The sequence below is a fragment of the Lentilitoribacter sp. Alg239-R112 genome (genome assembly GCF_900537175.1).
Lineage (GTDB): Bacteria > Pseudomonadota > Alphaproteobacteria > Rhizobiales > Rhizobiaceae > Lentilitoribacter.
The window spans coordinates 2,551,621-2,566,622 of the sequence record NZ_LS999833.1 but is presented as its reverse complement, the minus strand read 5'-3'; the positions used below and the strand labels follow the sequence as shown (position 1 = coordinate 2,566,622).

The window sequence follows — 15,002 nt, the reverse complement described above, 5'->3', positions numbered from 1 at the left end:
GTGCTCGTTTCTGATTTTAGAGAGCAACAAGATGACCGTCACCAATATCTGTTAGCACCAACTGTTCTGGGCTAGTCCCAACAGGGAATACTGGGCTTGGAATTTCTCCAGTTAACCGAATGTTTTTCGCGCGTATATGTGTTGGGTCCGGTACAGGAACAGCCTCAATTAACCGATTGGTATATGGGTGTTGTGGATTGCTAAACACCTGTTCACTGGTTCCCATCTCAACGATCTGACCCAGATACATAACTGCCACACGGTCCGCAACGTTTTCAACCACTGCCATATCATGTGATATGAAAAGATAAGCTATGCCGAACTCCTCTTTCAATGCCTCCAACAACGCGAGAACACGCGCTTGAACGGAAACATCAAGAGCAGAAACAGACTCGTCAGCAATGATTAATTCCGGTTGTAATGCCAATGCTCTGGCTATGCATATCCGTTGGCGTTGTCCGCCAGAAAATTCATGAGGATAACGCTCTGCGGCGTCGGTGGGTAATCCAACCCGCTGCAATAGTTCAAGTGTCTGATTGCGCCTGTCTTCAACTGAGCCGATGTTATGAATGACCAGTGGCTCGGCGATCAAATCACCAATGCGCATTCTTGGGTCAAGAGCTGCCATTGGGTCTTGAAACACCATTTGAACGTTGCGACAACGAGATTTTTGGTGGGTTGCATCATGCAGTTGCGCCTGCTGTCCCATGATTTCAATTCCGCCAGTATGATTCACCAGACCAACAATAGCTTTGGCAACTGTTGACTTTCCGCAACCGCTTTCACCCACGAGCGCAAATGTTTCGGCCTTGGCGATATCAAAACTAACTTTATTAACAGCGTGAACATGGTGTGTTACACGGCCCAGAAGGCCACCGTGTATATCGAAGCGAACGGCTAGGTTATCGAGTTTGAGGACCGGTTCTCCAGTGATCTTTGATTGCTTGGCGGGTTTTGTTCCATCGCCCATTTGAGGCACTGATGCCAAAAGTTCCTGAGTATAAGGCCGCGATGGTGAAGAGAATAGAGCTTTGGTTTCATTCTCTTCTTCGATTTTTCCATCCTTCATCACAATTATCCGGTCGGCCATTTCGGCGACAACGCCCATATCGTGAGTGATCAATAGGATTGCAGTACCATGCTCTGCCTGAAGGTCGCGCAAAAGGTCGAGGACCTCGCGTTGCACAGTGACATCCAGTGCGGTAGTTGGCTCATCGGCAATTAATACTTCAGGTTCAAGCGCAAGTGCCATAGCGATCATAACACGTTGTCGCATCCCCCCTGAAAGTTCATGAGGGTATTGGGATAGGCGTTGTTCTGGTTGATTAATTCGAACAGAACGTAAAGCTTCGAGCGCGCGGGCGTTGGCAACTGCGCGGCTGACAGGCTCATGGGCCCGGATTGCTTCAGAAATTTGAGTTCCGATGGTTAGAACCGGATTAAGCGAGGTCATTGGTTCTTGAAATATCATAGCAATACGATTGCCCCGCACATCGCGAAGCTCAGCCTCGCTACATTGTGTAAGCTCGGTTGACCCCAACCGAATTGCGCCATGTGTGACTTGCACGGCGGGCGGAGGCAGTAATCCCATAATTGCCAGTGAGGTGATTGATTTGCCGGAGCCACTTTCACCAGCAATTGCGAGTGTTTCTCCTTTTTTAAGAGAAAAACTTACATCTGAAATTAGCGGCTTGAATATACCTTGCTTTCGTACGGATACAGCAAGAGATTCAACTTCTAAAACAGGAATGTCCGAGGCAGAAATGGCTGCCTCGGAAAGATTTTTATCAACGACGGTCATTCGAAAACACACCGTGGAAAATAGAAGCTGACGACCCAGTTTGGCATGTCGACAATTTCGGAAATACGGAGATCACCGCATGTGGAAACCAGCATATAAGCATCCACTGCGGCCATGCCGCGTTGCTTGCATAATAAATCTATCATGCCAGATACAGCATCGCGTGCTGCCTGCATCAGATCATCACCGATACCAGTTGTTACTTCATAGCCTTTCGCATCAAGATGGTTTGTAACAGGCCCGGGTGTTGTAAACCTCGGCATTTTGAGATTTTCACCCTTCACCAGGTCAAGCGTTAGAACAACATCCATCGGACTTTCAATGGCTGTTCCGCATACTTCACCATCGCCTTGAGCGGCATGGGTATCGCCCACACTGAAAAGAGCCCCGGCGACTTCAACCGGTAGATACAATGTTGTCCCTGCCGCAATGTCACGGATATCAAGGTTACCACCAACTCTTCGCGGTGGAACAATGGTGTGTAATCCACCTTCTGCCAAGGCATTCCCTATCGTGCCGCAAAATGGCTTAAGCGGCACCTTGCCCTCACTGCCCCAAAGTGAAGGGGCAAGTGTTTGTGGGTCATATTTCCACAATGTCAGGGCAGGGTCCGTAAATTGGTCCGCCAACAGACCAAATCCCGGAATATTTGCGGTCCATCCCCAGCCCGAAGGCGCAAAACTATCAATTGTGACTTTTACACTGTCACCAGGTTCTGCGCCTTCTATATAAATCGGGCCTGATACGGGATTGATTTTCCCAAAATCCAGATCAACGATATCCTGTACAGTAGACGAGGAGCTTAATTGGCCCGCCGAACTATCGTGACAGTGAAACTTGATCGTCGATCCTGGCGTCACCCTTTGGACAGGTTCAATAGAATTGTCCCATCCAAAATGGTGCTGTGCGTGATGGATCGTATAATTACAAGCTTTGCACATGTGTTTACTCGGTCACATATACATAGTCGTAATTAACAGGAATGGAAACCGGATCAACATAAAGGGCATCTGCTCCACCCATACGAGGTGACTTCATTGTGTAGCGCTGCTCATTGAAAACCGGCACCCAAGGTGCGTCTTCCATAACGCCCATATAAACATCGGACCACATTTTAAGACGCTCGTCAGCCATGCCCGGATCAGTTATGCTATCGGCTTTGGTTGCCATCGCATCCAATTCTTTGTTGCAATACCATGACCAGTTCCAGCCACCTTCAACTGCTCCCGAACATCCAAGGATAGGGCCATAAAAGTTAGAAGCATCCGGGAAGTCGGCAATCCATGCCATGCCACCGGACCAAATCATTGGTGCTGATCCATTGCCGCCCGCTTCAATCACATTCGCTTGTGCGAGGGATTTGATGGCGACCGTCACGCCAATTGCCGCGAGATCATTTTGAATAGCCTGAGCGATCCTTGGGTTAGGATCGGTGTTCATGACATATAGTTCAGTTGAGAAGCCATCTGGCAAACCAGCTTCCGCTAACAGTGCTTTAGCACCATCAACATCAAAAGCATATCCGGCGTATCCATCTGTGTAACCAGGCATTGATGGTGGCAACGGTTGAGTAGCTGGAACAGCACGACCATTGATGATTTGTACGACGCGGGCTTTGTTAATTGCCATGTTGATCGCTTTGCGCACGCGTACATCGTCCATCGGCGGCGTGTTCACATTCAAGGTAATATAGCCAGTATGGAGTTGTCCGCCTTCTATCACCCGTTCTGCCTGAGCAGGATCAGACATAACCTCGCGGAATTTTGCTGGCGGAATACCATCACCTGGAACATCAACTTCACCATTTTGCAAACGTAATAATGCAACAACAGGTTCCTGACCGACTTCAAACGTGACTGTATCAAGATAAGGAATGCCATCACGCCAGTAATCAGCATTTTTCTCAAATACAAGTCGCTGCCCAAGGGTCCATTCACCCAGTTTAAATGCGCCTGTTCCAACAGGCTGCTTACCAAAATCATCGCCTGCAGCTTCGACAGCTTCTTTGGCAACGACAGAAGCAAAGTTCAGCGCCATAACGTGCAAGAAGGTTGCATCTGGGCGTGAAAGCGTAATTTCTACAGTGCTATCATCGATAACTTTTACGCCTTCCAGTTCTGTAGCATCACCAGATGACATTGCGTCATAACCCGCGATCGAACCAAAAAAACCAGCGCCAGGTGATTGGGTCGTTGGATTTGTGACACGGTCCAATGAGTATTTTACATCTTGCGCATTCATCACGCGTCCGTTGTGAAATTTCACACCACTACGAAGTTTGAAAGTAAACACCATACCGTCATCTGATACTGTGTAGCTCTCAGCAAGACCTGTGCGCAGGTCTGTGGTGCCTGGGTCGTAGTCCATAAGGCCATCGAATATTGATTTGATCATTGACCAGTTTTGCCAATCATAACCAATAGCGGGGTCAAGTGTCGCTACATCATCTTTATAGGTGATAATGATGCCTCCGCCCGATTTTGCATTCGGGTCAGGCTGATAGCCGTCTGCAAAAGCAGGAAATGCCAGACATAACGATAAGGCCGTTGTGCAAAGTAATTTTTTCATAATTATTCCTCCAGGTTGATTATAGTTTATGAATTCACCGCAATTTTATGCGGGGGTCGATGAGCGGTGCGATAACATCCGCAAGAAGATTTCCGATCACGATTGCGCAAGCCGTCACTAAGGTTACGCCCATTATTATGGGGATATCGACACGCTGAATGGCCTGCCATGCAAGCTGGCCAATACCGGGCCATCCAAAGACGCTTTCGACAACAACAAGACCACCCATAAAAATACCAATATCAATGCCAATCATTGCGATGACCGGTAGAATTGCGTTGGGAAGCGCATGGCGTAAAATAACGCGTTGGCGGGTTAATCCTTTGGCTTTGGCAGTACGAATAAAGTCTTGCTGTAACACATCGATCATCGAAGATCGCATCATACGGCTGTACCAGCCCGATCCCATGATCCCGAGGGTAATAGCGGGCAAAACCAGATGTGCGGTAGTTCCATAACCGCCGATTGGGAACCAACCCAATTGGACTGCAAAAACATATAGTAGCAGTAAAGATACGACGAATTGAGGGGCGGAAACTGCTATAAATGATGTCATCATCAATATCTGATCTGATAATCTTCCGCGAAAAAGAGCCGAAACAACACCCATGGTAAGTCCGATTATCAACTCGCAAAGGATTCCAGCGCCCATAAGGAGTAAGGTGGCTGGAAGTCGCGCTGCTATTAACTCGCTAACCTCGGTTTTTTGTAAATAGCTGCGCCCCATATCACCCTGTACAAGACCCGTAAGATAACGCCAATATTGAACAATGAAGGGTTGGTCCAAACCGAGTTGCTCGCGGATATTCTGTACCGTTTGCGCGGTGGCAGAGCGACCTGCTATTTGGCGGACAGGATCGGCAGGCAATACATATAATAAGAAGAAAGTTATGAATGAGATGCCCAATAGGATCAAAACAGACTGGACAATGCGGCGTGTAAGATAAGCGGACATTAGCTACGTCCTCTCTGTGTCGGGTCTAGTTCATCCCGCAGAGCATCGCCCACAAGATTAAAAGACAAGGCAAGGATCAAGATTGCGGCACCGGGGAAGAACACGAGCCAAGGAGCTGCTTGAAAATAGGTCTGATTTTCAAAAATAATATTGCCCCATGATGGCGTTGGTGGCTGCACGCCAACACCGAGAAAACTGAGCGTTGCTTCTAAAAGAACCGTTGTGGAAATGCCCAATGTTCCCCAGACGATCAATGTTGGCACCAGATGTGGCAGGATGTGAGAAAATAGAATTCGCGCTGAACTCGCTCCAAGTGTTTTTTCAGCGGCAACAAAGTCTCGTTCCGCTAAAGACGTTGTTTCGGTATAGATCACCCGTGACGTCTGCACCCAATTAACCAGGGCTATAACCATGGCCACAATCCACAGGGAAGGTTGGAATATTGCAGCGAGGCAAATGGCTAGCAGTAGGGCAGGGAAGGCCATCATGAGATCAGTGAACCGCATTAACATCGTGCCAATCCATCCACGGTAATATCCGGCAGTCACACCGATGATCGTACCAATCAACAACGCTAAGCCATTGGCAACAATACCAATGATCAAGGACGTTCTGGCTCCGTGTAGTATACGTGCTAAAAGATCGCGCCCCAATAGATCTGTGCCAAGCAAAAATTCAGAATTCGGGCCAAGCGGTGCACCCTCGATAGTCAAACCATCAAAGTGTTGCTCGTTTGGCTCATGGGGTGATATCCACGGGGCAAACAGCGCCCCCAAAACCACTAAAACAATCAGTGAGAAACCGAAAACCGCCAGTTTGCGTTTAAAAAGACGGCGCCAAGGACCAAGTTCGGCAATTTCAACTTCAGGTACGGTGACCACGTTTACCATCTTGTCCTCCCTTTGCTATGACCCGTTGAGCAGCTTCCTCAAAACTGATCCGCCAATCCATTGCCATGCGGCGTAATCGATCATAGGCGGCGTCTTCATCTCCTTCTGTATTCATCAAGTAATTGACCGCTCGAACAACGGATTGCCGTTCATTTAGCCTCAATTTTAGGCTTTGCACTTCCGCAGCTGAAGCCTTTGCCGCATTGTAAGTCGCTCGCGCGATTAAAAGTGCGCTATAGACGCCGTTATCGCCAACTGGTTTAAGCAATTGCGCATCGGCGCCTGCCGCAAGGGCCCATTCAATGCGTCCGGGTGCTTCACTGCCAATAAGAGCGATTAGCGGCATGGGAGATTTGTTAGTCTCCCATGGGAATTGCTCATCATGCCCCATATCTGCATCGAAAAAAACGAAATCTGCGCCAAGTGCACCTGCATCTAGCACAGGCCAATGTGTTGACACGGTTAGCCCGATTGCAATCAGCTGTCGTGACAGTGCAGAAACTGTTGGGTGATTGCGATGCAGGATAATGGCATGTGCGCCACCTAGTTCTCTTGCCGTTGGACGTCGTTTCATGAGACGATCCTCAAATCAGGCCCAACTATTTGTAGTTCTTTTCTGCCTCTTGAGAGATATGGATCACCCATAACGGGGGCAAACTGCCGCCTTGTTACAAATGTCCCATTTTCAACTTGAGCAATCAGGACAGGCAATTTTGTATGGTGTGTTTTTGGGTCAATAATTCCTTGATCTGCATCATCTTGAGCCAGTAATTTAGCTAAACTCATTTGATCGGCAGATTCATCGAGTGAAAGAAGTCGCGCGAGTTCCATGACGGCAGCAAAAGTACCCGCCTCATGTGAGGAACTAAATTCGTTGCCGTGCGGCCAATCACTTTGACCTTTGAAATATGGGCCAGCTGAGATTAACCCCTCAGACGTGTCACCCAATGCTGGGAGCTCGCATTCTGTCAGGTTACAAGACATGATCGGACATGTATCAGGAAGAAAATGAGCGTCCTTCTTCCCAAGATCATAATAGGCAGAGATAAATTTATACTGAGATTCACCAATTAGTGAATTCATAATAAAACTTGGGCGTAACTTGATAATTTCATCCATCATGAGATCTACGTTTGGAGATCCTATTGGTAAATATCGTTCGCCCAGAACTTCGCCACCTGCTGCTTCTATTTCTTCTCGGGCTATACGGTTCATTTCCCAACCCCAGATATAATTCGAACCGGTTAAGTAACCCCGTTTTCCATAGGTAGAAAATGCCCAGTCGAGGAGTGGCAGGAGATGTTGGTTAGGACAGGAATGTGTGTAAACAACATGATCAGATGCTTCGAACCCTTCGTAGGGGACTGTGTACCAGAGTGTGCCTCCGGAGCGCTCTAATGTTGGGATAACTTCTTTGCGGCTTGAAGATGTAACGCAGCCAATAATATGTCGTGCCGTGCTATCTTTAAGTATTTCAGCGCACAAAGGTTCGTATTTATCTATATCACTTTTTGGGTCGCGTTCGACAGCATGAAATTTGAAATCGAATGTTTGATCCTCGTTGACACGAGCAATTGCATTAAGCGCACCCGTGCGACAGGATTCCGATATCAGGCGGTAATCCCCTGATCGAGAAAATAGTAGGCCAATTTCAATAATTCTTTTTCCCACAGAACCCCCAAAAAACAAAAAGCCCCGCTGCCAACATACAAGAGTAGGTGGAATACGGGGCGCAAATGCCAGATTATTTTAAACCAATTTCGTAAAATAATGGCGGGGTTTTAATTTTCTGTCAAGGGTTTAGAATAAGTGGGTGCTTAATAGAACTGTCTATGGGCCTGTTTGATTACACTATTTGAGCGGATGGATTGAATACTGACTTCAATATAATAATTCAATAATAATAATATGTTAACTTGAAATCTATGCACCAACAACAATGAGTACAGCCCGGGAATTTTCTCTTGCTCGAATAGAATGTGGCCTGTCAGCGACATAGCGAATAGTGTCTCCGGAGCCAACTGTTTCTGAGATTCCATCCGTCATGACAGTAAGCTCACCGTCAAATACAGTTAGATTTTCTACGCAACCAGAACGATGCGGCTCACTCTCCAATAAACCATTCTTGTCAAATTCCAAATCGTAGATTTCAGTTTCGCCAACGCTCTCAGGAGCGCTCAATATTCGTATCTTACATCCGGTGCCATGCGTATTGATAACTGGTTCCTGTCCTGCTCTAATAACCTCTTTTATTGGGCCTTGCTCTTTAGGGTCATCGTCGAGAAGTCCGGAAAAATCTGTGTTAAGGGCTTGGGTCAAGTTCCATAGAACGGCAACGGTTGGACTGCTTTCACTTCGTTCTATTTGTGAAAGCATGGACTTGGAGACATCTGAGAGTTTTGCCAGTGAATCCAGACTTAAACCTTGGGCTTTTCGAGCCTCTTTTAAGCGCTTCGCTAATCGTTCAGATATTTGTTGTCTGACCATATTCACATCATTTCAATAATATTAGCGTGTCCAATCGAGAACAACTTTTCCGCTCGATCCAGATAACATTGCCGCAAATCCTTGTTCAAATTGATCTGCCGGAAAACGATGTGTGATGATCTTAGAAATGTCGAGGCCATTTTGAAGCATTGCGATCATTTTGTACCATGTTTCAAAAATTTCTCGCCCATAAACACCCTTAATTGTTATTGCTTTGAACACTATTTTGGACCAGTCAACAGGGCTTTTCCCTGGCGGAATGCCGAGCATTGCAATTTGGCCACCCATGACGAGATTATCTACCATTTGATCTAAGGCTTGTTGATTACCTGACATTTCAAGCCCAACGTCAAAACCTTGTTTCATGCCCAGTTCCGGGATGACGGATTTGAGATCTTGAGATGTGACATTGACTGGAATAACGTCCGTTACATGCGCGGCAAGGTCGAGCCGATCCTGATTTATATCGGTGATGACCACATGGCGCGCACCAACATGTCTGGCTATTGCTGCTGCCATTATGCCAATGGGGCCAGCTCCTGTGATCAGTACATCCTCACCAACCAGATCAAAACTCAGTGCTGTATGTACAGCATTTCCTAGGGGATCAAGAATAGCTCCAATATCATCACTGATTTCGTCCGGAAGTGGCACCACATTGAAAGCTGGCAGGCGAAGATATTCGGCAAAGGCACCTTGTTCATTGACACCGATGCCTCTGGTTTCAGGATCCAGATGAAATTTCCCCGCTCGCGATTGACGCGATTCTTTGCCAACCAGATGGCCTTCTCCGCTGACCCGCTGTCCAATTGTCAGGTCTTCAACATTGCTTCCAAGTTCAACAATTTCGCCTGCAAATTCATGTCCTGTGATGAGAGGAACAGGTACGGTTTTCGAGGCCCATTCATCCCAATTCCATATGTGAATATCTGTGCCGCATATTCCTGTTTTATTGATTTTTATAAGTACATCATCAGCCCCAATATCCGGAACTTTCGAAAAATCCATCCAAAGGCCTTTTTCCGGTTTGGATTTGATGAGTGACTTCATTTGATCGTTGGAACAGGTTCTCATTTTAGAATACCCAATTCTGCACCTGCTATCTTGAATGCATTTAATGCTTCATCGAGGTCTGTTTTAGATAAAGCCGCGCTCATTTGTGTTCGAATACGAGCGGTACCACGCGGCACGACAGGGAAGAAGAAACCGGAGACATAGACGCCCAGTTCATAAAGTCGTTGCGCCATGGCTTGTGCAACTTTGGCATCACCTAGCATTACCGGAATGATGGGATGTTCTCCCTTTTTTAATTCAAACCCAAGTTCGGTTAGCCCTGTGCGCCAATAGGTCGAGTTTTCGAATAAACGTTTTCGGAGGTCATGCCCGCCTTCCACAAGTTGGATAGCTATCATAGACGCGGCGACAACGCTGGGAGGTAGTGCATTGGAAAATAGATAAGGCCGTGCTCTTTGTCTTAGAAGATCAATAACAGGTTGTGGTCCTGCAATATATCCACCAATAGCGCCGCCAAGCGCTTTACCTAATGTACCGGTTAAGATATCGACTTTGTCATTGATACCAAAATGGGCGGCAGTTCCTTCTCCATTTGGACCCATGAAGCCTGTTGAATGGCAATCATCAACCATAACAAGGGCACCATACTGCTCAGCTAAAGTTGTTATCTGCGGAAGTTTTGCAAGGTACCCATCCATCGAAAAGACACCATCTGTAGCAATCATGATAAACCTTGCGCCGGCTTCCTTAGCTGTTTTTAATTGGAGCTCCAGGTCGTCCATGTCAGAGTTTTGATAGCGATAGCGCTTTGCTTTACATAATCGAATCCCATCAATGATCGACGCATGATTTAAACTGTCGGAAATGATGGCATCCTCTGGACCTAACAGCGGCTCGAATAAGCCGCCATTTGCGTCAAAACACGCCGCAAACAATATGCTGTCATCTTTGCCAAGAAATTGAGCCAAGCGTTGTTCAAGTTGTCTGTGAAGATCTTGTGTTCCGCAAATAAATCTAACACTGGCCATACCATAACCGTGTGTGGACATCGCGTTCTTTGCTGCTTCTACAAGCAATGGATGGTTTGCCAAGCCTAAATAGTTGTTCGCACAAAGGTTTATAACTTCTTTTTGTTGCCCTTCCTTTATAGTCACAAGAATTTTGCCTGATTGTGGTGAGGTGATTTCACGTTCAGTCTTGAAAAGACCTTCATCGCGAATATCTTTCAGCGTGTCAGAAACATGATTGAGAAACGAATTCGACATGATGTACTCCAGTTTCAAAATACAATATATTGGATTTAATCCGTTATCAAGGAATTTTCTTGACATGGATACTCAATTTTGATTAGGTTGCTTTCATAAATGGCGCCGATTTGATCGACAGATTGCGGGCGCTCAACAAATGCAGCTAAAGCGGATGAGCGTCCTTCGATCGTCCGGATATTTGGAATGACAGGAGATCAGAATGCTCGCAAATGCAAATAGATATGAAGAACTTTCATCCGTGTTTTCCGATCATGTCCTGACGCTCGATGTAACTGTTCGGGCTGAAAATACATGGAATGAACTTGCTAAATGCATGCAGATTTTTGTCAGGCATGATGTCAAGTTACTTAAACTATCGTATGTTGCGCAAGGTAGTTTATCATTTCGCCTTGATTGTGGACATCATTCTGAAATCAGTTCATTGGAAGAAGAGTTTGATCTATCCGGATCACCCAAGAAGATAAGCTGGGTGGTCACAATTGGCCGTAGAAAATCGAATCTACACTAAAATATTAGTGTTGTTTCCATTTTTCCCATGGAAACGGCAGTTCTTCCGACGCACCTGATTGAAAACGGGCAACCGCAGCGAGCCAATTTCCTAAATCTGTACCAAACTCAGCAATATGTTCATTTCTTTTTCCTCTAATTAGCATCCAGATAAATTGGATGGCGGCGGAAAAGAATAGAATTGTTTCTGCAAATCCGAACAGTAATAAAAAAACAATAACGAGTAATCCTCGAATCCATATTGTGCGCTTTATCAGGTGATTTTCATCATCAAGTGTTTGGTTTTCTTCCACCATAACAATCTCCAGTTCAAAAAATAATGGAGGAAGTTTACATCCGGAAAGCGTCGTCTATTGATTTTGGTCAATTCTGACGGAATTGAGCTAGATCAACAATTTGCAGTTTGAGATGAGCTATTAGTGTTGAATGGATGACTCAAGAACGCAAATATTTACAACGCAAAACCTCACTAAAATATACGAAAGTGGTGAGGTGGAAGTGCGCGCTCTTGATGGTGTGGATATGACCCTTTATCGAGGGGAAATGTCGGTATTGCTTGGACCCTCTGGCAGTGGAAAATCGACGTTCTTGAATATTCTTGGTGGGTTAGATCAACCTAGTCAGGGTGGTGTCACATTTAAAGACCTTGATCTTGGTAAATGCAATGAGAGACAGTTGACGCGCTATCGGCGCGATCATGTTGGGTTTGTGTTCCAATTCTATAATCTGATCCCAAGTTTAAGTGCGTTGGAAAATGTCGCCTTGGTAACAGAAGTTTCCAAAAATCCGATGAGAGCAGAAGATGCATTGGCAATGGTTGATCTGACTGACCGAGCGAGCCATTTTCCGGCCCAGCTTTCTGGAGGAGAGCAACAAAGGGTGGCTATTGCTCGTGCGATTGCGAAAAGGCCAGAAGTATTACTATGCGATGAGCCAACGGGTGCGTTAGATTCAAAAACCGGGATTGTTGTGCTCAATGCACTACAACGGGTAAATGAAGAATTGGGTACAACAACCGTCATTATCACCCATAATGCCGGTATCCAGAAAATTGCTCATCGTGTGCTGTTTTTTAAAGATGGCAAAATTGAACGTGAGGACGTTAACGAAAACCGGATAAGGCCAGAGGAAGTGATCTGGTAATGTTTTCGGTATTAGATGTAAAACTCTTCAGAGACCTTCGAAAATTATGGGTTCAGGCCCTGGCAATTTCTCTTGTATTAGCGTGCGGCGTATCAACAATTATCATAGCGGTTGGCGCATATCGCTCACTGGCTGAAACGCAATCGGCATTTTATGAACGCTATCGATTTGGTTCAATATTTTCAACGGTAACGCGCGCGCCAAAACGTGTTGTCAGGCAGCTTTCTGAAATTTCTGGTGTTACCAATATTGAAACACGGATTGTTAAACCGGTTCAATTGCAGGTGATTGGCATGAAGGAACCAGCATCGGGGATAGTGGTTTCACTGCCCGATCACCGGCTTCCTCTGGTTAATCGATTGCACGTAAGAAACGGACGCCTGCCTGCGCCATCAGGTTCCAATGAAGTGGCTGTCGTTGAAACTTTTGCGCGTGCTCATGATTTTGTGATTGGTGACAAGTTGAAAGTAGTTTTAAACGGGCACGCAAGGAACCTCAATATTGTTGGTATCGTTTTGTCACCGGAATATATCTACAATATTGGCCCTGGCGACATGGTGCCTGATGAGAGGCGATTTGGTGTGTTGTTTATGTCCGAAACTTTGTTATCTGGCATTTATGACATGGAAGGCGCGTTTAATGATGTTAGTTTTAAAACAACGCGCAATGCAGCACAAAAGAAAATAATTCAAGATATTAACGGCATACTCAAACCTTATGGTGGTGCTGCTGCCTATGGACGCAAGGACCAGATTTCGCATGCTTTTCTGGATGCCGAACTGGATCAGTTACGAGGAATGGCGCGGGTTATTCCACCGATTTTTTTGTTTGTGGCAGCATTCTTAGTCAATATGATCCTCAATCGATTACTTGCTTTGGAACGAGAGCAAATTGGCCTGCTAAAAGCACTCGGATATTCTAATTTTGCAATATCCTGGCATTATGCAAAACTGGTTATAGCTATTGCCTTGGTTGGTTTGATCATCGGGTCCGGTTTTGGTTGGTGGGCAGGGCGGGGTTTGACGCGCCTTTATGCGAGTTTCTATTCGTTTCCGTTTCTCATTTTTGAGGGAAGTATCGATCTCTATGTAATCGCGGGCGGCTTGTCGGTTGGGGCAGCCTTGCTGGGTGCATCAAGGGCGATTTATTCTGTTGTAAAACTTCCGCCTGCTGTTGCAATGCGTCCTCCGGCGCCAACAGCGTATCGCGCAATTGGTCTGAAGTGGCTACTGAGGTTTAAACTTCTAACTCGATTGAATGTTATGGCAGTAAGACACCTGTTGAGATGGCCGGTGCGATCGGGCCTGACTATACTTGGTGTATCTATGTCTGTTGCCCTGTTGATTACATCCCTATTCTCATATGATTCAATCGACGAGATGATCGACATCATCTACTTTCAGACAGAAAGGCAAGACGCGACGATCACATTTAATCATGATCAACCGAAAAGTGCGATTTCACTTGTCAAAAAAATACCAGGTGTCATTGATGGCGAAGTATTTCGTTCAGAACCTGTAAAACTAAAAAATGGTTTGGTCGAACAACAACTGATTATTGTCGGTACGGTTGAAGGTGCAAACCTATCGCGGATCTTGGATCAAGAGCAGAAACCTCTTTCCCCATTGCAAAATGGTCTAATCTTATCAGAACGGGTTTTAGCAAAACTCAATCTTAAGGTTGGCGATTCTGTACAGGTCAATCTTACCAGGCGTGATAACCGTATTGTATCTATTCCAATTGTTGCGAAAGCGCAAAGCTATGTCGGCTTAACAGCCTACACACATATCAATACGCTTAATCGCATAATCCGTGATGGACAGAAAATTAGTGGGGTTCATGTTCAACTTGATAGTCATAAACTGGATGAGGTTTATCGTTTGATCAAGGCTACACCTGCAATTGCAGGCGTGGCTCTACAGGATATATCGCGACAAAAATTTCAGGATACAGTTGAGCAGAATATAACAACGATGACAGCGGTGTATGTCGGATTGGCTGTTATTATCACCTTTGGTGTTATTTATAACTCAGCTCGCATTCAGCTTTCTGAGAGAGCTAGGGAGCTGGCAAGTCTTCGCGTTTTTGGTTTTACAAAAGGTGAAGTTTCTGGCGTGCTTTTGACCGAAATAGCGTTGATCGTGTTGCTTGCATTGCCGCTGGGGTGGGTTCTCGGATGGGGGTTTGCATGGTCGGTGGTTAAAGGATTTGAGACAGATCTATTTCGAATTCCGCTTGTAATAAAACCCGCAACATTTGCAAATGCAAGTTTAGTTGTTCTTCTCGCATCTGTATTTTCCACACTCATTGTTCGTCGACGTATCGATAATCTTGATCTCATACGAGTATTAAAAACAAGGGAGTAACCC

The 15,002-nt window shown here is 45.9% G+C and carries 14 protein-coding genes; 3 read left to right on the top strand and 11 right to left on the bottom strand.

What is annotated here, in order from left to right:
* Window positions 1–16: 16 nt before the first annotated feature.
* The 10 genes from G3W54_RS12705 to G3W54_RS12660 all read right to left on the bottom strand — a co-directional run bounded on the left by G3W54_RS12705 (window position 17) and on the right by G3W54_RS12660 (window position 10,980).
* Entirely contained in the window at window positions 17–1,801 is a 1,785-nt protein-coding gene (locus tag G3W54_RS12705; protein ID WP_162653391.1) for an ABC transporter ATP-binding protein, read from the bottom strand.
* The gene (locus G3W54_RS12700) at window positions 1,798–2,742 is read right to left on the bottom strand and encodes an acetamidase/formamidase family protein (RefSeq protein WP_162653390.1); all 945 of its coding nucleotides are present in this window, start codon (window positions 2,740–2,742) and stop codon (window positions 1,798–1,800) included. Before G3W54_RS12700 ends, G3W54_RS12705 begins: the two co-directional genes overlap by 4 nt.
* A 4-nt stretch (window positions 2,743–2,746) precedes the next feature.
* Window positions 2,747–4,369, bottom strand: coding sequence for an ABC transporter substrate-binding protein (locus G3W54_RS12695; protein ID WP_162653389.1), 1,623 nt, complete (start codon window positions 4,367–4,369; stop codon window positions 2,747–2,749).
* A 34-nt stretch (window positions 4,370–4,403) separates the two neighbouring features.
* Complete coding sequence (locus tag G3W54_RS12690; protein WP_162653388.1) at window positions 4,404–5,324, bottom strand: ABC transporter permease; 921 nt, start codon at window positions 5,322–5,324, stop codon at window positions 4,404–4,406.
* Complete coding sequence (locus G3W54_RS12685; protein WP_162653387.1) at window positions 5,324–6,214, bottom strand: ABC transporter permease; 891 nt, start codon at window positions 6,212–6,214, stop codon at window positions 5,324–5,326. The genes G3W54_RS12690 and G3W54_RS12685 overlap by 1 nt, the downstream gene beginning before the upstream one ends.
* Complete coding sequence (locus G3W54_RS12680; RefSeq protein ID WP_162653386.1) at window positions 6,189–6,788, bottom strand: ANTAR domain-containing protein; 600 nt, start codon at window positions 6,786–6,788, stop codon at window positions 6,189–6,191. Before G3W54_RS12680 ends, G3W54_RS12685 begins: the two co-directional genes overlap by 26 nt.
* A complete protein-coding gene (locus tag G3W54_RS12675) occupies window positions 6,785–7,885 on the bottom strand; it encodes a transporter substrate-binding protein (RefSeq protein ID WP_162653385.1) in 1,101 nt (366 codons plus the stop codon). The genes G3W54_RS12680 and G3W54_RS12675 overlap by 4 nt, the downstream gene beginning before the upstream one ends.
* Window positions 7,886–8,137: 252 nt before the next feature.
* A complete protein-coding gene (locus tag G3W54_RS12670) occupies window positions 8,138–8,701 on the bottom strand; it encodes an XRE family transcriptional regulator (protein WP_162653384.1) in 564 nt (187 codons plus the stop codon).
* Window positions 8,702–8,722: 21 nt separating this feature from the next.
* Window positions 8,723–9,775: an L-threonine 3-dehydrogenase gene (tdh, locus tag G3W54_RS12665; RefSeq protein ID WP_244627888.1), complete on the bottom strand. Its 1,053-nt coding sequence runs from the start codon at window positions 9,773–9,775 to the stop codon at window positions 8,723–8,725.
* Window positions 9,772–10,980: a glycine C-acetyltransferase gene (locus G3W54_RS12660; RefSeq protein ID WP_162653383.1), complete on the bottom strand. Its 1,209-nt coding sequence runs from the start codon at window positions 10,978–10,980 to the stop codon at window positions 9,772–9,774. The genes tdh and G3W54_RS12660 overlap by 4 nt, the downstream gene beginning before the upstream one ends.
* 202 nt (window positions 10,981–11,182) lie before the next feature.
* On the opposite strand from G3W54_RS12660, the gene G3W54_RS12655 reads away from it, so the two are divergent.
* On the top strand, window positions 11,183–11,491 hold the full coding sequence (locus G3W54_RS12655; RefSeq protein ID WP_162653382.1) for a hypothetical protein: 309 nt from the start codon (window positions 11,183–11,185) through the stop codon (window positions 11,489–11,491).
* A 4-nt stretch (window positions 11,492–11,495) separates the two neighbouring features.
* Here G3W54_RS12655 and G3W54_RS12650 read toward each other — a convergent pair whose 3' ends face one another.
* Entirely contained in the window at window positions 11,496–11,786 is a 291-nt protein-coding gene (locus tag G3W54_RS12650) for a DUF4389 domain-containing protein (protein ID WP_162653381.1), read from the bottom strand.
* A 130-nt stretch (window positions 11,787–11,916) separates the two neighbouring features.
* Here G3W54_RS12650 and G3W54_RS12645 point away from each other — a divergent pair, with 130 nt between their 5' ends.
* Both G3W54_RS12645 and G3W54_RS12640 read left to right on the top strand, forming a co-directional pair.
* On the top strand, window positions 11,917–12,633 hold the full coding sequence (locus G3W54_RS12645; RefSeq protein ID WP_162653380.1) for an ABC transporter ATP-binding protein: 717 nt from the start codon (window positions 11,917–11,919) through the stop codon (window positions 12,631–12,633).
* Window positions 12,633–14,999 carry an ABC transporter permease gene (locus G3W54_RS12640; protein ID WP_162653379.1) on the top strand — a complete coding sequence of 789 codons (2,367 nt, stop codon included), beginning with the start codon at window positions 12,633–12,635 and terminating at the stop codon, window positions 14,997–14,999. The genes G3W54_RS12645 and G3W54_RS12640 overlap by 1 nt, the downstream gene beginning before the upstream one ends.
* The last annotated feature ends 3 nt before the right edge of the window (window positions 15,000–15,002 follow it).